The organism is Burkholderia sp. Tr-862 (assembly GCF_011753085.1).
Lineage (GTDB): Bacteria > Pseudomonadota > Gammaproteobacteria > Burkholderiales > Burkholderiaceae > Burkholderia > Burkholderia ambifaria.
In genome coordinates, this window is sequence record NZ_VWWG01000019.1 from 35,049 (window position 1) to 56,520 (window position 21,472).

Annotated in this window: 16 protein-coding genes; 3 read left to right on the top strand and 13 right to left on the bottom strand. The window is 61.2% G+C overall.

Annotated elements, in window-relative coordinates:
* Positions 1–3: 3 nt before the first annotated feature.
* Positions 4–1,407, bottom strand: a complete 1,404-nt coding sequence (locus F3J14_RS08930; RefSeq protein ID WP_166722662.1) for an MBL fold metallo-hydrolase — start codon at positions 1,405–1,407, stop codon at positions 4–6.
* Positions 1,408–1,905: 498 nt separating this feature from the next.
* Here F3J14_RS08930 and F3J14_RS08935 point away from each other — a divergent pair, with 498 nt between their 5' ends.
* A complete protein-coding gene (locus F3J14_RS08935) occupies positions 1,906–3,168 on the top strand; it encodes an MFS transporter (protein WP_166722663.1) in 1,263 nt (420 codons plus the stop codon).
* A gap of 114 nt (positions 3,169–3,282) precedes the next feature.
* Here F3J14_RS08935 and F3J14_RS08940 read toward each other — a convergent pair whose 3' ends face one another.
* Positions 3,283–4,206: a LysR family transcriptional regulator gene (locus F3J14_RS08940; protein ID WP_166722664.1), complete on the bottom strand. Its 924-nt coding sequence runs from the start codon at positions 4,204–4,206 to the stop codon at positions 3,283–3,285.
* Between the two features lie 201 nt (positions 4,207–4,407).
* On the bottom strand, positions 4,408–5,223 hold the full coding sequence (locus tag F3J14_RS08945; protein WP_166722665.1) for a DUF817 domain-containing protein: 816 nt from the start codon (positions 5,221–5,223) through the stop codon (positions 4,408–4,410).
* Between the two features lie 267 nt (positions 5,224–5,490).
* Between F3J14_RS08945 and F3J14_RS08950 the strand changes: the two genes are divergently transcribed.
* A complete protein-coding gene (locus F3J14_RS08950; RefSeq protein WP_166722666.1) occupies positions 5,491–5,643 on the top strand; it encodes a hypothetical protein in 153 nt (50 codons plus the stop codon).
* 435 nt (positions 5,644–6,078) lie between these two features.
* Here the strand turns inward: F3J14_RS08950 and F3J14_RS08955 are convergent, their stop codons facing one another.
* On the bottom strand, positions 6,079–6,639 hold the full coding sequence (locus F3J14_RS08955) for a hypothetical protein (protein WP_166722667.1): 561 nt from the start codon (positions 6,637–6,639) through the stop codon (positions 6,079–6,081).
* 902 nt (positions 6,640–7,541) lie between these two features.
* On the bottom strand, positions 7,542–9,566 hold the full coding sequence (locus tag F3J14_RS08965; protein ID WP_166722669.1) for an RHS repeat protein: 2,025 nt from the start codon (positions 9,564–9,566) through the stop codon (positions 7,542–7,544).
* 388 nt (positions 9,567–9,954) lie between these two features.
* Between F3J14_RS08965 and F3J14_RS08970 the strand changes: the two genes are divergently transcribed.
* Positions 9,955–12,030, top strand: a complete 2,076-nt coding sequence (locus F3J14_RS08970) for a bifunctional diguanylate cyclase/phosphodiesterase (protein WP_166722670.1) — start codon at positions 9,955–9,957, stop codon at positions 12,028–12,030.
* A 451-nt stretch (positions 12,031–12,481) separates the two neighbouring features.
* Here F3J14_RS08970 and F3J14_RS08975 read toward each other — a convergent pair whose 3' ends face one another.
* The 8 genes from F3J14_RS08975 to F3J14_RS09010 all read right to left on the bottom strand — a co-directional run bounded on the left by F3J14_RS08975 (position 12,482) and on the right by F3J14_RS09010 (position 21,365).
* Positions 12,482–12,679 (bottom strand): hypothetical protein, encoded by a 198-nt coding sequence (locus tag F3J14_RS08975; RefSeq protein ID WP_166722687.1) that lies wholly within the window; start codon positions 12,677–12,679, stop codon positions 12,482–12,484.
* A gap of 181 nt (positions 12,680–12,860) precedes the next feature.
* Complete coding sequence (gene phaP, locus F3J14_RS08980) at positions 12,861–13,211, bottom strand: TIGR01841 family phasin (RefSeq protein WP_166722671.1); 351 nt, start codon at positions 13,209–13,211, stop codon at positions 12,861–12,863.
* A gap of 366 nt (positions 13,212–13,577) precedes the next feature.
* Positions 13,578–14,186: a hypothetical protein gene (locus F3J14_RS08985; RefSeq protein ID WP_166722672.1), complete on the bottom strand. Its 609-nt coding sequence runs from the start codon at positions 14,184–14,186 to the stop codon at positions 13,578–13,580.
* Between the two features lie 434 nt (positions 14,187–14,620).
* Complete coding sequence (locus tag F3J14_RS08990) at positions 14,621–16,135, bottom strand: tryptophan 7-halogenase (RefSeq protein WP_166722673.1); 1,515 nt, start codon at positions 16,133–16,135, stop codon at positions 14,621–14,623.
* The gene (locus F3J14_RS08995) at positions 16,132–17,547 is read right to left on the bottom strand and encodes a radical SAM protein (protein ID WP_166722674.1); all 1,416 of its coding nucleotides are present in this window, start codon (positions 17,545–17,547) and stop codon (positions 16,132–16,134) included. Before F3J14_RS08995 ends, F3J14_RS08990 begins: the two co-directional genes overlap by 4 nt.
* On the bottom strand, positions 17,537–18,400 hold the full coding sequence (locus F3J14_RS09000) for a hypothetical protein (protein ID WP_166722675.1): 864 nt from the start codon (positions 18,398–18,400) through the stop codon (positions 17,537–17,539). The genes F3J14_RS08995 and F3J14_RS09000 overlap by 11 nt, the downstream gene beginning before the upstream one ends.
* The gene (locus tag F3J14_RS09005; protein WP_247682168.1) at positions 18,390–19,802 is read right to left on the bottom strand and encodes a hypothetical protein; all 1,413 of its coding nucleotides are present in this window, start codon (positions 19,800–19,802) and stop codon (positions 18,390–18,392) included. The genes F3J14_RS09000 and F3J14_RS09005 overlap by 11 nt, the downstream gene beginning before the upstream one ends.
* 33 nt (positions 19,803–19,835) lie before the next feature.
* Positions 19,836–21,365 carry a ferritin-like domain-containing protein gene (locus tag F3J14_RS09010; protein WP_166722677.1) on the bottom strand — a complete coding sequence of 510 codons (1,530 nt, stop codon included), beginning with the start codon at positions 21,363–21,365 and terminating at the stop codon, positions 19,836–19,838.
* Positions 21,366–21,472: the final 107 nt, after the last annotated feature.

The window sequence follows — 21,472 nt, forward strand, 5'->3', positions numbered from 1 at the left end:
CCGTCACGATGAAAGCATGGTGGATCCCTGCGCGCCGCCGGTTGCGACTTCGTCCAGATCGACGCGTTGCTCGTAAGCCGGCACCTCGCACGGCCAACGCAGGCGCTCTGCAATATGCCGCCGCAACGCGTCCGCGGCAGCGGGTTCGCCGTGCGTGATAAACGTCCGGACGGGGGCGCACTGCATCGTGCCGAGCCACTTGAGGATCTCTTCATAGTCGGCGTGGGCCGAGAGCGCCGTGATCGACTCGACGTGCGCACGCACGCGGACGTACTCGCCGTGAATCTTCAGCGTTGGCTCGTGTGCGGCCAACGCCGCGCCGCGCGTGCCGGCGGCCTGGTAGCCGACCAGCGCGATCGTGTTGCGCGCATCGGGCGCATAGCGGCTCAGGTGATGCAGCACGCGTCCGCCGGTCGCCATCCCGCTGCCGGCGATGATGACCATCGGGCCATGGTGTTCGGCAATCGCCTTCGACTGGTCGACCGAGCGGACCATCGTCGCCGCGTGGCCGAGCGTATTCGCTTCGGAAACGGTCAGGCGATGTTCGAGGATATGGTGGCGATAGATCTCGGTCGCGTTCGTCGCCATCGGGCTGTCGAGGAATACGGGGACGCGCGCCATGCGGCCGGACGCCTTCAGCCGCGCGATGTAGTGCAGGATTTCCTGCGTGCGGCCGACGGTGAAGCAGGGCATCACGACGACCCCGCCGCGCGCGAAGGTCTTGTCGAACATGGCGGCCAGTTCGTTCTCGGGATCCGACGCCGGGTGCAGCCGGTCGCCGTACGTCGATTCGACGACGACGTAGTCCGCATGCGCGGGCGGCCGCGGCGGCTGCATGATCGGGTCGTGATACCGGCCGAGGTCGCCGGAGAACGCGAGCACCTTGTGATCCCAGTGCATCACGACGCTCGCCGCGCCAAGGATGTGCCCGGCCGGCAGCAGGCGGAACGACAGGCCGCCGCCCAGCGTGGTGCATTCGTCGAACGCAACGGGCTTCAGCAGGCGCAGCGCGCGCTGTGCGTCGTCCAGCGTGTAAAGCGGTTGCGCCGGATGATGCTTCGAATAATCGTGCCGGTTCGCGAAGTCGGCTTCCTCTTCCTGTAGCCGCGCGCTGTCGCGCAGCATGATGTCGCAGAGTTCGGCCGTGGCCGCCGTGCAGTACACCGGCCCGCGATAGCCTTCACGCACCAGCACCGGAAGATAGCCGGAGTGATCGAGATGCGCGTGGGTGAGCACGACCGCGTCCAGCGTGTCGGGCGCGAGCGGCAGCGGCTGCCAATTGCGCAGCCGCAGGTTCTTCGTACCCTGGAACAGGCCGCAATCGACCAGGACGCGCCGGCTGCCGTGCTCGAGCAGGTACTTCGAGCCGGTCACGGTTTCGGTCGCGCCGAGAAAAGTCAGTTTCATGGATCGCCTCAGCGGAGTCGACGGGACGGTAATTCGATTACAGCCCGAACGCGCGAGAGACGGTTGACCGAAATCAGGGATTGGGGGATTTGCCGCTGGCGCCGTTGCGCTCGTTGGCCTGACCGGGCGGCTTGGGCTGGCCCGGTGGGTAGCGCAGATGCGGATTCGTCTCAGCGCTCATCGTAGGCTCGATGCTTCAGGTCCGGCGCTGGTTCGAAGGCTGTAGAGAACAAGCGTGGCACCAACAAACGACGTTCATGCGACAGAACGCGGGAAAGTCTTCATCGATCTGTCTGCCTATTAGGTCCTCGTTTTAAATTCCCGTTCGTGCGCCCATGCCCGGGCGGACCGCGAACCCGCTGTCATCAGCTGTTCTCTACGTATCTGAAAGGAAATCGTTGGTCATCGGTAACTACGATAATTTCTATCGCAGATACGTCTCTACTCGCAAAACCGGCCTTCGACTACCGTAGCCGTCACGTGACTACGAGGCCATTCATGTCCAAACTCCATATCAAACTACTGGGTCCATGCCTGCTCGCCATTGCGATCGACGCGATGGGGTTCGGGCTCGTGTACCCGATCATGGCGGCGATTTTCTCCGACCCCCAATCGGGCATCATCGGGGCCGATACGAGTCCGCAACTCCGCAATTTCTACCTGGGGCTCGGGTACGGCGTCTATCCGTTCTGCATGTTCTTCGGCTCCTCGCTGATGGGTGAGCTGTCCGATGGCTACGGCCGGCGGAAGATCCTGCTGCTGTGCGTGTTCGGCCTGGCGCTCAGCTACTTCCTGATGGCGGTCGGCGCGCTGCTGCCGAATATCGCGCTGTTGCTGATCGGACGCGGCCTGAGTGGGCTGATGGCCGGTTGCCAGGGGATCGCGCAGGCCGCGATCACGGACATGAGCACGCCGGAAACCAAGGCGTACAACATGAGCATCATGTCGATCGCGTTCAGCGCGGGCGTCATCGTCGGCCCCGTGCTCGGCGGCGTCACGTCGGATCGCACGATCGCGCCGTTCTTCAACTACGGCACGCCGTTCCTGCTGGTCGCCGCGCTGTCGGTCGTCTGCGGGCTCTGGACGTTCTGGTCATATCGCAACGCGGTCGCGCCGACCGGCAACACGCGTGTGGACCTGCTGATGCCGCTGCGGATCATCTACCAGGCCGGCGCGCACCGCCGCATCGCGTTCCTGTCGATCGTGTTCTTCCTGATGCAGGTCGGCTACGGGCTGTATCTGCAGACGATCATGCTGGTGCTGCAGACGAAATTTCATTACACCAGCTCGCAGCTCGGCCTGTTCAGCGGCCTGATCGGCATGTCCTTCGTGTTCGGGCTGATGGTGATCGTGCGGCTGATGCTGAAAATCTGGGGCGTGGTCGACATCGCGAAGACGGGCCTGCTGATCGCGGGCATCGGGCAAGTGCTGTCGGCGCTGTTTCCGCATGAAAACACGCTCTGGGTGCTCGGCATGGTGGTCGGCTGCTTCGACATGGTTGCATATACCACCATGTACACCGCGTATTCGGACGCGGTGACCGAGGACCGCCAGGGCTGGGCGCTCGGCGTCGCCGGCTCCGTGATGGCGATCGCCTGGGTCGTGACGGGCTTCCTCACCAACCTGTTGCCCGTGCTCGGCGAGCTCGGCCTGCTGATGGTCGGCGGCCTGAGTTTCGTCCTCAGCTTCGTGATGATGCTGGCGTATGGCCGAAAGTGGTCCGTGCCGATCGTGTCCGTCGGCTCGCGCGCCTACGACTGATGTGTCTTCTCCCGGTGCGCGCATCGCTGTCGCGATGCCGCCCGGGTGTGACCTTCGCCGGCTTGGGCGGCCTGTCCGGGCCATCGGCGCCGCGCTGCTTGCTGGCGCTGCGCGCTACATGTCGAGCGCGCCGTCCGCAGCCCGCGCCATCACCTTTGGCAGATACTCCTCGATGATCTTCATGACGACCTGTGTCTTCGAAGGGACGGGCCGCGTGACCGGCAGCAGCGCATGCAGGTCGAATCCCGGTACCGTGTAATCCGGCAGCAGCCTGACGAGCCGGCCGGGTTCCAGGGCGTCGATGCAGACGGGTTCCTGAAGGACGCCGATACCCGCGCCGTTCAGCAGTAGCTCGTAGACCGGCCGCCAGTGGCTGGTGCTGATGACGACGTTGATCGGCGTCGGCCGCACCGGTTTCGACGGACTCATCAGGCGGAGCTGGCCGTCGTTGAAGCGCCCCGTGACGCGAATGAATGGGTGCCCGACGATGTCGGTCGGTTCCTCTGGCAGCCCGTGCTTTTCGATATAAAGCGGCGACGCGACCAGTACGCGTCGTACGTAACCCAATCGACGCGCGACGAAATTGCCATCGTTGATCTGGCCGAGCCGCAATGAAATATCGACGCCCTCGGTGACGGGGTCGGTGATTTCGTCATTCAGGACGAGATCGATATAGAGCTGCGGATTATGTTCGCGGATCACGGCGAGGATTTCCGGCAGCACGACTTCGCCGAACCCATGTGGGGCGGCAATGCGAATGCGCCCACGCAGGAGGTTGTTGCCGAGCGTGAGGACGGCCCGCGCCTCGTCGGCCGCGTCGAGCACGATCTTGCTTCGTTGATAGAACAGAACGCCTTCATCGGTGCACGACACCGCACGCGTGTTCCGGAGCAGCAATTTGACGCCGAGAAACCGTTCGAGCCGATCGACGCGGTCGCTAACGGTCGGTTGGCCCAAGCCGAGATCTTTCGCGGCCCTCGATAAATTGCCACGCTCGACAACCCGCACGAATATCCGCATGGCCGCCAGAAAATCCATAGACCCTCGATAATCGGAAGAATTTAGTTATTCTGGAAGACGAAAAAACAGGTTCGCCCGTTGTTTTCCGGCCGGCGGTGAGCGATAGAGCACATTTGAGATGTCGCAACCAGCGGACGCGTGAACACTATCGTCGAAAGGAATGCCACCCATCGCCGCCGCCGCGACCTGCGCCACCAGGATCGGTCATTGACGATTACCTCAGCGCGGCACGTGGATGCGCTGCTTGATATGCTTGAGATTAGCCACGATAGTGAAGGTCATGATGACCAACATGGACCATGAACTCCATTTTCCCACGTGCACGGCCGACCATGCTCCGATCTGGTTCGGATAGCGCCATACGCCCGCAAAGGTGCTGATGTTTTCGGCCAGCCAGATAAAACCGCCAATGAGCACGAAGGCCAGCAGCAAGGGCATCTGGTAGTTTCGATCCAGTGGACGAAACACCACGGTGGTCCGAGCATACAGGCCCAGAGCGCAGGCTGCCAGATACCAGCGGTAGTCGCCAATATAGTGGTGGGTAAAAAAATTGACATAGATAAGCACTGCGATCAGCGCCGCCATCCAGTGCGGGGGATGATGACGTATGTGCAGATCGAATAGCCTCCAGGCCTGGATGATGTAGCTGCCCACGGCGGCATACATAAAGCCGGAGAACAGGGGCACGCCCCATAGTTTTGTGTAGGCAGGGTCGGGATAAGCCCAGGACTGGATGCTGCCCGAGGTTTTGAACACCTCCAGCGCAAAGCCCACGCAATGAAACAGCGAGATGACCTTGAGTTCGTCCAGCGTCTCCAGGTGCGTGCAAACCATGGCCACCTGAATAAGCAGCGCAGCGATTAGTAGTACATCATAACGTGGCACGCCCCAGAGCCCGGCGCGCGGCGTGGCGAACACCGCCAGGAAGAACAAACCGGCGAACAGACAACTACGCGCTTCCTTCAGGCCAAAGAAGAAAAACTCCCAAACAAAGCGCCTGAATCCATCCAGCCTGGCGGGTAACGGCGGCGCCATGAGCCAGTCGTCAAAAGCGTTCAGACGAGGGCGGGATGCGCGCGGCAGGCATTGAATCGAGTTGGAACGGGGCATAGATGGGGGAAAGGCACTGAAGACAGGTTGAGTGTGAGCTGTTCATCGATGCCCACAAAGTACTTAGCATTAGATTCGTTCTGTATAACGAGGTAGCCAGTATGATAGTCGCTCCACGCTTTCCAATCCGGCTATCCCGGCCTCGTGCCCACTAACGCCTCAGAAACTACCTACCGTTGAGGCGCTTTCCTGATGCAAGAACTCCGCTTTCCAAGCTTCGTGTCTATCGTTGGCGTGACCGATCATTCGCGTCCTTCACCGGAGAATATGGTATTCGTCATCGAACGCTCCGAGACGGTAGCGGTGAACCTCGACACCACTGATGTCATGGATTGGCAAAACTAATTCCATTTTACATAATATGTATGATCGAAGTTTTTGCTGTAGGTCCTAAGTTCAGATGTCGCAGCAGCATCTCGACATACCTCGCTCTTACCGCCAGATTTCGCGCGAGTTGAACGATTATCCGTGGTCGGTGAGTTGCTTTCGAACTGTGGTCATGGTTTGGCTCCTGGTTTGGATGGAAGCAACACAGCGCCACAAGTACCAAGAGTTGGCGGGAGCAAGCGACGATAGGCTCGGCGGCGAAATCGGACGACACAACGGCCGCGGCTGCTGGCGGCCAACGCCCGTTTCGTTCCAGCTGCCACGTTCATGCATCCCTACGCCAAGGGTTCGATTAACTGCTGCCCCCTTCATCGGTGGCTGATCGTGAGCGTTTCGGCGCGCCAATTGTTCCAGTAATAGCCGGCGCGGTCGTGTGCGAGCACCGTGCCCATTCTACAAATGGGTGGCTGAATCGAGTTCTCCCCCTATCGTCTTGCTGATTTTAATATTAATTCCATATATCGAAGCGTAATAGTTGAGCAATTCGATCATCTTTTCCGCGTTGTTTAGTTTGTCATTAAAAACCATCTTTCCCGATGGCAAAACCCTAAATCGCGGCCTAGTTTTTGGAAAAATATTGAATGCCCTCGCGGAGTACCCGTAGCCACCGGATACAGGAAACGCGGTGATTAATCCAACATTCTCCCAGTCGATTTTTTGCCAAGTCGAACCCAAAATTCTTCTCGATATCGCATTATTGTCAATTTCTACGTCAGACCAATTGTTGATAATTGCAATGGCGGTTGCCCCGAAAAACAGAAAAGCAGACGCGATAAAAATCACGCCGCTTAATACCGCCCCATGCATTATTAATAATGATCCAAAAAAATCGAAGATACAAACAACCACGCACAGCCACACAGCCATTAGGGCTGCTCCCTTCGCTTTAAATACGGCCGGCGTACTCGGCGGGGAATTCTCATACATCTTGGTAGCCTCATCTCCGGAATCCATGCTCGGCCCCGGGGGCCATGGCAGCTCCTATGGCGCCAAATATTCCTGTTAGAGCAGAAAATCCATTTGCGATGCCTGCGCCGACCGCCGCTTCACCTCCTGCTCCGACAACTGCAGCCTCCCCACTCATGAGTGGAGCTAACGCGCCAAGAGTTGTTCCGTATGCTAGTCCGTCCGCGAGGCACTTACCAGCTAGTGCATTTCCGGCTACTGTTCCCGCCGCACCTAAGGCTGCGGTGCTTCCGGCAGCAGCAAACATTCCGGCGGCTCCAGCTCCAGCCATGCCACCGAATGCGCCCGCCACTTGTGGAGCGACAGCGCCTACAACAGCGCCAACAGCTCCGCCTGCCACTGCACCCTGCCATCCACCTGATGCATAACCGGCCGCAGCTCCGGAAACGAGACCGATCCCAGCTCCCCACAGCCCGAAACGACCACTAGGATCTGTCAAATTAATGGGGTTACCATATACATAGGCGTAGAGATTTTCCCCGCCCGACAACCCAATCGGATCCTCGGTCACGAATCGACTGAATCCTGCGTGATAGTACCTTGCTCGATAAAAATATAGGCCTGTTCCGTCGTTCTCTCGACCGGTGTATTGAGCGGCGTTCGTGCTGACTTCGCCGGTTACAGATGTATTGCCGTACGGTTCATACTTATAACTCGTCTTGATCGTGTCGCTGGCGTCTGTGAGCGCTATCGTGCTACCCAACGCATCGCTGAGGTAGCTGCGCACGCCGACCCCGTCGGCCCGACTGTAGGTCTCGTCGACCCCTAACCCAGTCAGGAGATTCGCGGTAGGCGCGCCGCTCGCCAGTTCCTGCACCGTGTTAGGCCCGTCGTAGAGGAAATTCGTGGCCGTGCCATTCACTGTCTTCGCGGATCGTCGCCCCATCGCGTCATAGCCAAAGCTTGCGGTTGCAGTCCCAGCCAACGAAGCGAGTCGGCCGCGCGAATCCCACCCGTACGTGAGGCAAATCGCCGGTGAGACTACCGTTTGCGTCATAGGTCAGCGTATTACCGGACCAGTTGGTCAAGCGGTTATCCGCGTCATAGGTTGCACTCGCGAGCGCTGCCGGCAGGTTCATGTTGGCGAGCGTTCCGCCAATCTGCGTACGCCGGCCGGCGTTGTCATACGCATAGGTCAAGTTGCCAACGCTAGTGCTGCCGTTCGCATAGGAGATACCGGTCAACTGGTTTGCCGTATCGTAGTTGTAGGTGGCAACGATCCCATTGGGCAAAGTCAACGTGGAGCGCCGGCTCGCGGCATCGTAGGTGAACGCCACCTGCGCACTACCCTGCGTGATACCTGTGAGGCGATTCGCGTTGTCATAGCCATACGTGACTACATTCTGGCCCGACACCTGGAAACTGGTCCGCCGGCTCGCGGCATCGTACACGTACGCGACGCTACCCTGCGATGTGGTCTCGGCCGTGAGGCGATCAAGACCATCATAGGTGCGCGTGATGGTGCCGCCTTGGCTGTCGGTGATTTGGGTAGCGCGGTCGCCCGCATCGTAGGTAGTGGCCACCGTCGCATCGGGCGCCGTCAGGCTACCTCCGGAACTGGTCTGCCCGTAGGCAGCCGATACACCGCGGTTGAGCCCGTCGTAACTGAACGTCGCGATCTTGCCATTCCGATCAGTGAACTTCGTGAGGTTGTCGTTGCCGTCGTAGACGTAGGTCTCAACCGCCTGCAGTGGATCAGTGCGGCTCGCTCGCCGCTCCTTAGCGTCGTAGGCAAAGCTCGTTACTCCACCTCGAGCGTCCGTGAAGGTCGTCAGATTGCCGTTGGCGTCATAGGCCAAGCTCGTGATGCCACCGCGCGCATCCGTCGCGCGAGTCGGCAGGCTCCGCCCGTTATAGTCAAACACGGTGCGATTTCCCAGCGGGTCGGAAACCGACATTAGCCGGCCGATGCCATCGGTGTAGCGTGTAACCGTGCGACCGAGTGGATCGGTGATGCCTGCCAGATCCCCATACTGATAGCTAAACGTTGTCGCATGGCCTAGCGGATCAGTGCTCCCGGTCATCTGCCCAAGGCTGTTGTAGGTAAAGTGAGTGGCGTTGGTCAGCGGATCGTCGATTTCGGAGAGATTTCCCGAGCTGTCGTACCGGTAGGTCGTGGTGTGCCCAAGCCCGTCCGTATAGGTGGTCGGGCGGTTAAACACCGACTCGTAGGTATAGGTGCCGGTGACTGCCTGCGAGGTTCCCGATAGCGCGGTTACTGTCGCGAGATTACCCGCAGTGTCGTACGTGTAACTCGTGGTGCGCCCCAGCGCATCCGTGTTGGAGGTCAGCCAGTTGGTCCCAGCACCTCGGCCGTAGGTAAAAGTTTGCGCTTCCGGCTTACCTACTGCCCAAGTCGCGCTAGTCGAGTAGCCACTGCTGTTGAACACGATCTGACGCACGTTGCCGTTCGGATCCGTGATACTGGTTTGCGTCACATTCCCGCTGCCATCAAGCGTGTAGGCAAACTGGTAAATCCCCCCATCGGCAAGTGTCTGCTGCGCTACCCGGTTGTGCGAGTCGTACTGGTTGGTCAACATCACCTGACCACCTGGCCTCGTAACCGTCAGCATGTTGTTCGCGGAGTCATACGTGTAGTGCTCGATACCCCCATCAGGATCGGTGACCTGCGCCAAACGGCCGTTCGAGTCATACTGGTAAGTGACGGTCTGGCCGATACTGTCCTGCGCCTGCGTCACCCGGTTGGAACTGTCATAGGTCAAGCTAATGAAACGGCCATCCGGGTTATTGATGAGCGTCAGGTTCCCGTAGGCATCGCGTGTCAGTGTCAGCTTGTTTCCCAGGTGATCGTCAAACTCACGAAGCGCGGCCATTCGAGAGTTCGAGCATCCCGCGCACTCTGCGAAGAACATCGTTCGGCCATCGCGCATCTTCAGTTGCCAACCGTTGTTCACCCAGCTGATCTTGGCACCATAGTAGGCGCTCGGCGTGGAGGTATGCGTGTAGACAGCGTCAGTTCGCCGTAGTTGCGAGCGGGGCGGCTTGCGGGTCCCAGTGTGCGAAGACGTCGACCTGGTTTCCGGACACTGGCTCGTCGGCAATCCGGGGATCGGCCGCAATGCGTTGATCACAAAGGGATGTCAGGAAACCACCGTCACGTTTCCCCAAAGGCGGCGATGGTGTTTGACGAAAACGTCTGACGAAAGCCCGCCCCCGCTCAATCGAAAGGCGCACGTCACGATCGGATCACGCCAATCCACGGTCCGTATAATGCTCGCCGAAGCCACGTCCTGGCTCGACTGACACGCACGTTATCGGTAGCGGAAAACGGGGAAATTCATTGTGCACGGTACCTATAACCCTTGGCTTGCTGCATTGTCTCTGGTAGTCGCAACGCTCGCGGCCTATACGGCACTCGACCTCTCCAGCCGAATTGCCCTGCTCAGCCATGAGCGGCGGCGTCAGGCGTGGATAGCCGGCGGCGGCATGGCAATGGGTATCGGTATCTGGTCGATGCACTTCATCGGCGTCCTGTCATTTGCGCTGCCCATTTCGCTCGGCTACGACTTCGCGATTACGGGTGCCTCGCTCGCTATCGCCATCGTCGTGTCGTGGTTTGCCCTGTACATCGTCTCGCGCGCGTCTTTATCGCCTGGGCGTCTCGTCACCAGCGCCATCCTGATGGGACTGGGCATTGCCGGCATGCATTACACCGGGGACGCTGCGATGAAAATGCAGCCGGCCATCACCTACGACCCCGTGCTGGTTGCTGCATCGATTGGCATCGCAATTGTCGCCTCCGGCGCCGCACTCTGGATTTCGCAATCCCTCAACGCCGCCAATCAACGCCAGCTGAACATCAAGAGAGTCGCTGGCGCTTGCGTCATGGGCATCGCGATAACGGGCATGCACTACACCGCGAATGCCGCCGCCACGTTCCTGCCGGGGTCGATTTGCGGCGCGACGCACGAGATCGCGACGCCCCTGCTCACCACGGCGGTGACGCTCTCCACGCTGGCGATTTTGATCGTGACGCTCGTGCTCAGCCGCTCGGGGGCACGGACGTCATTTCTTGCGAGTGTTGTCACGCGGCTCAACGGTGAGATCGTTCGCATGGCGCAATTCGACGAACTGACCGACCTCCCGAACCGCCGCACATTGATGGAGCGCATCGAGTCTGCGATCCACGCAGACCGTCAATCCCAAGCCGAGTTTGCCGTGCTGTTCATGGATCTCGACGGTTTCAAGACCATCAACGATTCGCTTGGACATACCGCGGGCGATGAAGTGTTGAAGGCATTTGCGCTTCGATTACAGCAATGCGTGCGCGCCAGCGACACCGTGGCGCGCCTGGGCGGCGACGAATTCGTGGTTCTACTGGAAAATGTTTCGTCCGTCGCCGATGTCGAGCGTGCGGCGGAAAACGTGATGAACCGGATGCGCGAGGGCCTTTGGAACGACGCTCAGCCGCTGCAAGTCACGCCGAGTATCGGCATTGCGCTATACCCACGTGACGGTGAGACCGTGGAAGTACTGCTCAAGCATGCCGACGTTGCGATGTATGAGGCAAAGCGCGCCGGACGCAGCACATACCGGTTCTTCCAGGGCGACATGAACGTGGCGGCCAACCGCAAGTTGCAAGTCCAGCGCGCGTTGCACGAAGCCCTGGTCGCCGGCTACTTCGAGCTACATTTCCAGCCAAAATTCCACGGTGGCAGCGGCGCGCTGAGCGGCGCCGAAGCGCTGTTGCGGCTGAACCATCCGGAACTCGGTACATTGATGCCGGCGGAGTTCATCCCCATCGCCGAACGCACGGCGCAGATCGTGCAAATCGGTTACTGGGTCGTACGAGAAACGTGCCGCCACTTGAAGCGGTGGCGAGCAGACGGATTACCGCCCCTCCAGGTCGCCATCAACCTGTCGCCTCGACAGTTAGCCCAGTCGGATCTGGTTGCGAATTTTCTCGGAATCCTGAGTAATGAGGGCGTGAAACCCGCGCAGCTCATGTTCGAGATTACCGAGACTGTGGCGATGCAGGACGCCGCGCACACGACTGCGATGATTCACGAATTCCAGGAAAACGGCTTTGAAGTGGCGATCGACGATTTCGGCACCGGTTATTCCAGCCTGAGCTACCTGCAACGGTTTCGTGCGAAGCAATTGAAGATCGACCGTTTCTTCACCCATGAGCTCGACAGGCACAACCCTGAAGGCAGCGCGATCGTTCGAGCAATCATTGCCTTGGCGCACACGCTGAAAATGGATGTGGTCGCGGAGGGTGTCGAAACCGTATCGCAACTGGAACAGCTTAAAACGTTGATGTGCGACGAGGTACAGGGATTCCTGCTTGGCCATCCACTTGAACCGGTGGCATTCGGCAAGCTGCTGCAAAAGGGATCGCCCGTCGCGAGCACGTGACCGCAGAAGATGTGTCCGCGGGCCAATAACGTCACCATCGGACACCCGGATTGGATGAGCCGGCTGCAACGTCAATCCGAACATGTCGAGGCACCGATGAACAGCAACCTTGAGTCCGCTTGTATGCAAACACCGTCTCATCGTTTCACTGCGCGTGAGCTGACTCGATGAGCATGTGTCCAGCGACACCAGTCGTGGTGATCCAGGTTCCTGAGCAATTCAGCACGACGATGCTCACGGCGATAATGGCTCGCGACGGCGATCGCCGCGAGGGCCAGCACGAACGTCCCGACCACAATCCCAACCCATGATCCGTCCATCGTTGCCTCCGTCATTGCGCCCAGTCCGGGCGACAGGCGACTCCCACCTAGGCTGGGAATTATGGGCGACTATTTCGCTGACCGGCCTGCTTGAATAGACCAGACAGGCCTTGCCGAATTGCCCGCTCCGCTTAGCGAATTCGCGAGACCGCTTTCAGGACGGCATGACCTTTCGCCGTCACCTGAATATGCCGATCATCTGACGCCAGAGGATCGAAGGCGATCAGTTGGCGCTCCAATAACGTGACAAGCTCTTCGCGGTCGGATCCAATCTGGTCCTGGGCGTCCCCCACCATCATCAACGTGGTGATTTCGTGCGGACTGAGCATCGTGAGCATAGGGTCCTCGCATCGAAACATTCGGGTATGGATGCATGCGCCGACGCATGGCGCCACATCGCCGTGGTGCCAACAACAACGCGACGCACGTACATGACCGCGACCGAAACGACGCAGTCGGCGTGCTCGTCGTAACGTTTGTGCAGGCCGGTGTGTGCCTCGCGCAAGACGTTCAGAAGCGCGGAAGGCTGCGGGAATGCAATTCGATTTGCGATCCGACGATCTTCAACCATTCCGCATGGCTGTTCGACGCACTGGCGGCAAGCTGACCGCCATACATTAACGCGTGCTTCGTGCTCGACTCCATGAGCTTCGTATGGTGGGCGATGACTTGCTCCGGAGCCATGTATGACAGTGTTTCCGACCAATACGAGCCGTTTTCGGCAAGCGCCTGTCGAGCCGCTTGCAGGTTGAATTGGATCATTTGCCCGCAACCGTGGAACGCCTGATTCGCAAGCGCAAACATGGCGGCCGCTGTGGCTTTGCTTGACGCAACCAGTTGATCCGGCGTGAAACTCGTCATTCGTACGCTCCCTTGTGTGGTTCGACGCAGACCTTGCATCTGCCTGTCTGGAAGGCTCGAAGGCAAGTCCGGCAACCCAACTATTTCCCACGAAAGCACGATGTTCGTTTAGTGGATTTATTGTATCCGTTTAGTATTGAATCCGGTGCGCCGCTCCGTAGGTAGATGCCCTAGTTCGGAAGCGTTACCAGTCGCGTCGATTGAGCAGACGCACGAGACCATAAGAAAATTGTTCCGCCCTCCTTCCTCTCGCCCGGTCAATCGTTCACGATTGGCTGCAACTCGCACGGGGCATGGATGCAGATGGCGTTAGATATCTCGATCCTTGTTCTGCAGTGGACGCGTGCAACGCGCCCAACGAAGGACTCACTCGAAGCCCTCTTCTTCGTAATATCGCTGCAGCGCAAGATCGAGCGCGGCGACCTTGCTTTGATAGCTTGCAATGCTTTCCGTGCAGTCCGGAAATCGCTCGCGATGGGATGCCAGTGCGGTGACAGCGTCAGCATGACGCTTAATGAGCTGCCCGCGAGTGACCCATTCGCGACAACCTTCCATGCTCGACGTCTTGATCAGTTTAAGGGTGCCGTCGCGAAGAGCATCGGCGGGCGCATGTCCATTGATGAATGAGGCATAGTGCCCTGAGAAGATTCTTTCCCACTCGTCGGTATCAGAGTCGATCCGATACGCGAGCAAATGCCCACCGAGATCGATGGCATAACCGTAAGACAGATCCTTGTGCGCATCGAGAGTGGTTAGTTCGAAAACCTTGTTTGCTCGATAGAACCTGTCAGCTAACGACGCAGGCGCATCCGACAGATGCGCCGCGAGCAGATATACAGCGGCACCTGCTGGATAGCCAGCGCTCCGGGCGTAGAACGTCGCGTTGCCTCCGTATCGCAAAGCGAACGTGAAGGTTGCAGGCATGCTCATCACGATTTCCCAGTTGAGTAGCACCAGCGTGAACGTGGATGTCATGATTCTGGGTCCCCGACGCCGACTGGTTGCACTTGCAACTTATTCTGTACCGCCGTCCACTCGGACGCGCCGACGTCCCGGAAGGACGCGCGAGTCCGACTGCGTGTTGTTGCGGCGGAGAAAACTCAGCCGCAGGAGAAACACACTCTACTGGTCTAGTAGGTTTGATCGCGCGTCGTCGACACCGCTTGTCATGCAAGCATCGTTCCTGCTTAGGCATTTCAATGCTTTGCGGAGATGTGGCGAGGTTAATCAGGAAGTGATGACGGCAAAATCAACCGAATGCGTTTCAGAATTGAAACGCTTTGCCGCAAGGCGGATCTGCCCCCGGACAGACCGCAGCCGAATTCAATTCATGCAAAAAATCACTATACTGTTTGTACAGTATTGTCAAAATCGCGGACACTCTCGAACACGGGCGACTACAATCGGCGTCACGCGCCGAAGACAGCGGGCTCGACCATTTGCTTGCTCCACAGCCATTCGAGCAGCTGTTGCGCCCTGGCCGCTTCCATCGATCTGCCGAGAAACGCAATCAGTTCGAGCGGATGCGTTGCCCGCGTCAGCATGTCGAGGAGCGGAAACAGCGCCACGCCATTCCAGAACGCGACGGGTCGATCAAGACTCGGATGCTGCAAGGCAGGATGCGCGGTGACGCGGTCGCCGGTCGCGCAAGGCACCACGACAATGCCGGTATTGCGGGCAAAGCGGATCGGACTGTGCAAGGGCAGCGGAGGCGCGGGCTCACTGGGCTGGGGCTGGTTCGACGGCACGTGCGCCAATTCGTCTTGCAGCGCGTGCGTCATGAGGTCTACGCGCGCCGCGGTTTCGTCGCCGAGCGAGGACGTCGCAACCGTATCGGTCGTCAATGCGGGCGTCGAGCGCAGGCGCCAGAAAGGCGATTCGGCGCACCATGCCTGACGGTAGTACCCGGCGGTCCATGCGAGGTGACGCGCCGCGCTTTCGATCAGGCGCGATTCGTAAAAGCGCTGGGCCAGTTCGCGCTCCGAGGCATCGCTTGCCCGGCACCACGTGTTGATCGCGATAGCGGCCTGGAGCGAGAAGCGCATCGCCTTCTCGACGCCCGACGACGAGATCGGGTCGAGCGCGAAGGCCGCGTCGCCGAGCTTGATGCGTCCGTCCTGCCAGGAGAGCGCGTCGACGTAGGGTGTCGATACGCACATGCGAGGCGAATCGCACCAAGGCAAACCTGCCATGTCCTTGAACAACGCGCTTCGCGTGCAGGCGTTGCGCAAGACAGACTCCGGCTCGCGTTCGAGCGCGTCGTCCCGCGCGGAGGGATCGAACGTGAACATAACGCGGTAACGGCCGCCCGGCAGCGCAGCGCCCCACATCCATCCGTCATCGAGCGCTTCCACGCGCGTGGCGGCATCGGCATGCGCAGTCGGTGTTTCCATCGCGGCTTCGGCCCATACCGTGGACAGCCGAGGCGCGTGCAAGCGCTGCGGCTCGCGCCGGCTCTGCCGGCCCTGGGCATCGAGCAGCACGTGCGCCTCGACGTTCCGCAGCCCGTCGGGCGTAGCGATTTGCACGCGCCAGGCCCCGGGCGCTCCGTCGACTTGCGCGAGGCTCGCCGGCCGCAGCACTTCCACGCCGCGCGCCACGGCCAAGCGCAGCAGCGCCGCATCGAATGCGGCGCGCTCCACGACGGCGCCGTCGTGCGCCACCGTCTCGATCGATTCGCTCGTCCAACGTACGCTCGTGGGCGTGCCTGCGAGGATGGGAACGGAATCGAGCACCTCGTCCGCGTCGAGGTAGCCGATGATGTTTCTGACACCCGGCGTCAGCGCTTCTCCGATCTGCGGACGAGGCCATAGCGGGCTTCGCTCGACGAGCAGCACGCGATGCCCGAGATGGTTCAAGCGAAGCGCCACGCACAGGCCAGCGGGACCGGCGCCAGTCACGAGCATGTCGAACGTGCGATTCACGCCGTTCTTCCCGCACCACTAGACGACGCACCAGGCGAACCGGCAAACCAGGCCGGCGCATAGCGCGCGAGCCTGCCGTGCGCGCCGATTGCATAGTGCAGCCAGCCGCGGATGTAATCGCAGGCACTGCGTCCGCGCTCGAGGACCTCGTGATGGCACCCGCCGCCGCAAAGATAGCGCGCCCAGCATGCATTGCAGGGCTGTTGCTTGTGCACGTGACGCTCGGCGAGCCAGATCGTCTGGCGCGCCTGATCGACGCCGGTGGAGAGATGCCCCATGACGCCGGCCTCGTCGCCGACGAAGCGGTGACACGCCGACAGCTCGCCATCGGCGGAGACGCCGAAATACCCCGCCCCTGCGCCGCACGGATACGGCCGATGCGTGCCGCGCTGGATTTCGCGCAGCGCGTTCTGCATGTTCGAGAACGGGTAGCGCTCGCCGCGCATGACCTTCTGCTCGAACGCGAGCCCGCAGGCGATCATCCCTTGCAGCATGTCCGCCATATCGTCCGGGCCCATTTCCGCGCGGCCGTTCGATGCGCGCAGCAGCGGCGAGAAACCGACGCTGTGGAACCCCATGTCGACGAAAGTATCGAGCGTGCTCGGCAAGTCGAGATTGAACGGCGTGACGGTCACGCGCGCCGAGACCTGCATGCGCCGCTGGCGCGCAAGCAACGGCGTCACGCGCTCGATGATGTGATCGAACGAGCCCATGCCGCCCTTGAACGGACGCAAGCGGTCATGCACGGGCGCGGGGCCGTCGAGGCTGACGGTGACAGCGAAGCCGTGCTCTTCGAAGAATGCCCCGTCGTCTTCCTGCAGCAGACTGCCGTTCGTCGTCACTGAAAATTGGCATCGGATTCCGCGGGCATCGGCGCGCTCCCGCGCGTGGACAGTCGCCGCGCGCAGCACCGCGCGATTGGCGAGCGGCTCACCGCCCATGAATGCAAGATTGATCTTGCCGCCCTCGCTCGCCTGCTCGATCAGCAGGTCGACTGCCGTAAGCGCGGTTTCGAGCGGCATGTTCTTCGCCTTGCCGCCAAATTCCCCTTGCTGGGCGTAGCAATAAGTGCAGCCCAGATTGCATTTCTGCGCGACGGCAAGCGACAACGCGTGCACCGGCATCTCGGTCAAAGGCTCGTCGTCGATCGCCGGGCGCATGTCGAGCCCGCGGCTCGCGACCAGCGACGCGACGGCCTGCGCATCCCCGTCCTCGAGCGCCGCCTGAAACACGTCATGCAGATCGTGCGGCACATGAAACAGGCGGCTTCCGTTCACGAGCAACAGTTGCGCGCCCTCCGCATCCTCGACCACGTGGATCCCGGGATGCCGCGGGCGCGACGCCGCGACGATGCGCGCCGCCATCGCCGACGCAAGCGGCGCGAGTGGCTCGACGGCGGGGTCAGGTTTCATCGGCATCCTTGCCGCGGATCACGAACTGCAGATCCTCCTGCCAGGACCGGAACAGATCGTCGTAGGACCACAACCGCGTGTCGACGCGATTGTCCGGCACGTACGTGCCCGTGCGGCGCTTGGAGAGCCACATGTCGCCGCGCGCCAGCCCGTCGTCGCCCGGCTCGACATTGACGAAGTCGGGTCGCGACGCGGCCCAGTAGTAGCACGCGCATTCGCGATAGTCGTTCTGCCAGGGCGCGCAGAGGCCTTGCGTCAGCTCGCCCGGCTTCAGCATCTCGAGGTTGAAGCTGGCGGTGTCGCCCTCGAAAAAGCGCCTCAGCGTGAGCGTCGCCTTCAGGGTCTCGGTTTTGCCTTGGTGGTAGTACACCTCTTCCAGGGCGTTCTCGTGAGCCGTGAATTCGCATTCGACCGACTGGCCCTGCAAATGCACGATGCGGGCGATGGAGTTGGACCACTCCATGAACGACACCGCATGGGGATTGGGCTTGCTCGCCAGCGTGACAGGATCCCCGTCTGGCAGCACCGGCCCTTTCGTGAGGACCATCGTGCCGACCTTGTGGCCGTCGAAGCTCAGCAGGCGGCGCGTCTTGAGATGCTCGTAGCCCGGCTCCGCATCGACGACGTAGTTGTTGTTCTCGACCAGGGTAATGCCCACGAATGCGCGCCGCCAGAGATTGCGGAAATCGAACTCCAGGCCCGGGAAGCAATTCGAAATCGCCGTGCGCGGCAGCGCCGAGGCCGGGTTGCCCACGCCGCGATGGTGAATCTGCGCGGTCAGGTTGGACGCGCGGATCTCCCCGTTGCCGGGCTGCTCGAGGTCTTTCGGAACGTTCGGATCGTTAGCCGACATGCTTGTCTCCCTCCGGATCAGGTTGGCCGAACATCGCGTCTCGCGCCGCCTTGATCACCAGGTTGATGTGGCGGCGCGTGAGCGTCAGGCTACGGCCATCCGCCCCGCGCATCAGGGCCGGCATCTTGCGCAAGCCCTCGGCGGTCAGGTCGCCGATGTCCTCGGGCTGGCGCAGCAGCTTGGCGAACCACGGCGCGCCACCCGCCGCCAGCGTGCTGAACACGCGCTCGTGCAGCGCACGCAGCGCGAGATTGTCGACGATCGATTCGGCGGCGATCGGCTCGTAATAGCGCTCGAAGTCGGCCGTGTTCTGCCGCACCATCGTGCTCGCGACGTTGAGCCTTCCGTTGATCGGGTTGCCGTTCATGACGGCGGTGTTCATGAGGCGGATCGTCTCGAGCGCACGCAGGACGATCTGCGTGGCTTCGTCGATCGATACGCTCTCTTCCGGGACGTGGATGCCGTAAAGAATCTGCTCCATCTCGTCAGACACCACGCGCACCGGCATGGTATCGGGCGCATAGGCCGGCGGCCCGGCGCCGATATAGCCGTGCGCGCGCAGCGTGGAGCCGTCCTTCCTCGTCAGCACGACTTGCACATGGCCATCGCATTCGTCGTCGAGATAGCCCCAACTGACTTGATTGCCATCCTTGTCGGCGTATCCGGCAAAAATCTGCGCGGGGTTGGTCGGCGCAGGATGCGCCTTCGTGGGGCCGCCCGCCTCCCTGAAGCCGAGCCACTTGCCCGGCGTCTCGGCGTAGAGCAGGAGATGGTCGCGATCGATGACGGGATCGGGCTTCAGTTCGTCTTCGCGTTCGTCGTCCGAGGTGCGGCGCACCAGCCGCGTCCCGTACACGAGACCGGCGGCAGGAGTGTAGCGCAGGCGGATCTCGGGGAACTGCGCCGTCGGCTTGATGAACTGGACGTGGCCGAGCGGAAGAGGCCGCCCCGGGCGAAAGTGCTCGCAATGGCCGTGCATCGCGTGCCGCTTGTGATCCTTGAGGCCGGTCAGGTTCGCATGGATCTTGTCGTTCGTGTCGTTGGTGCGGCGGTAGATCTTGATGTTGCCCAGATGGATATCCCAATGCAGCGCGTCGAGATCGAGTTGTTCCGCCGCGAGCAATTGCAGCGTGAGCGGCTGCAGCGTATCGGGCGCCTCGCTCGTGCGCGCAAACACTTCGAGAAAAGGCGCAACAGGCCGCACCTTCTTGTTCTCGTCCTTGAAGCGAATCGTGTCGGGCACATAGGCCTTCACGATCTCGCCGCTTTCGGGATCCACCTCCAGCGTGGTGCGCGGCACGATGCGTCGAAAGTCGAGCGGGTTGTCGGGATCAACGACGAGGTCGAACGCTTCCAGCGGCGTCGCCGCGGCGCCCAGCCTGCCGACCGCGATGGGCGGCAAAATCCGGAGTTCCAGTATTGGCATGTGCGGCTCCTAGAGTAGCGCCAGGTCGACATCGCCGGACAGGATGCGCCTGACGACGGCGGCCAGGTTCCTGTCGGCTTCGCGCAGACTGAGCAAATACGGATGGCGCGCGGCATCGGTCATGGCCAGCAAGGCCGCCACGAGGTTCTCCGAGGCCTCGAGCAGATCGAGGTGCCCGCGCCAGCGGTTTGCCTCACCGAACGGGCTGTCGAGCGTATAGGGCATCTGGAACGGCGGCCCCGCGAGCGACGCGTCCGGCTCCATCGACACGCGCGACTGCATCAGGATCTCCGAGAGCGCGCGCAGGTTGTACATCTCGCCGAACGCCGCATTGACGATCGTGCCGCGCGGCGTGAACTGCCCGGCCGCATTGAGCCCGCCGTAGAGCGTGAAGCTGTGGATCAGGTACTGCAGCAGCATGCGGTAGCGCAGGTTGAACAGCGACGCCCACAGCTGGGTCACCGGCTCGGTGATGGGCGTCACGGGTGCGCCGCCCTGCTCCGGCTCGAGTTCGGGGTCGAGCGCCACGTAGGGATTGACTGCGACGGGCCGCGAAGGCCGCCAAGTGTCGTCTACCTTCGCCGCGTGCAGCTCGGCCGCCGCTGCCGGATAGGCTTCCGTCCAGGCTTCTTCGAGAAAGTCGTCGGGGCGTGCGGCAAGCCAGATGTCGGCGCCGCACAGCTCGCCTTCGAGGACCGCCAGCATCTCGACATAGATCCGCAAGAAGCGCACGAAATGCGAGGGATCCTTGCCGTGGGGCGCCTCCCCTTGCTTGGAGATTTTATCCAGCGCGTTCACCGCGTCGTCGCGCGAGGTGGCGGGCATCACGAGCACGTCCGGCGTTCCGCCTAGAGAGCGACCGCCGCCGCTGCCCCTGTGGCCGCCCTTATACCCGCGTCCCCATTCGGCGAAATCCGCCTGGCAGCGGTAGGTGTCGGCCTGGAAGACATCATCGGGCAGGTGGTCCCTGACGAGCGGAATCAGCGTATGAAACAGCTCGGCGACCTTATGAGGCTGGGATGCCTGCTCGCCGACGCGCCGGCGGATATCCTTGCCCAGCTCGCCGCCGTCCCAATCGAGCGGCGCCTCCGTATAGACGTATTTCGCGAGCGAATCGAGCGTCAGCGGTTCGAGCATGAAAGGGAACGGATAGAACGGTGTATCCCACGGGTAATCGTCACGCTCGAAATGCAAGGGCGAGCCGATCAGGCGCAGCACGTTCTGCACCGTGATCAGGTGGCCCATCTCCTCCTTGGCGATGCCGAGGATGGTTTCCTGCCAACTGCGGACCGTGTCGCGAAACGCCTCCGGCACCTGCGGCCCGCCCAGCGAATAGCCGGCGTACAGATACTGCACCATCAGGCAATGCTCGATTTCCGCGTCGATGGACAGCAGATAGGTGACGTAGTCGCGCGTCGAGAGCTCATGCTTGAGCAGATGCTTGATGGAAGTGTCTTCGGCGGCCGGCTCACCAAGCGCAAGCCGCTCCACGGTTGAACCGCCGGGCGCGAGATGCCGCCACAGTCTGAGAGATTGCATTGCCGCTCCTTATTGACTACGTCTGAAAAAGAGGGTCGTGCAGAACTGCAGGGAATGGCTGGTATTTCAGTATTGATGCGCGCCAACCAGTCTTTCGACTGGCCGCG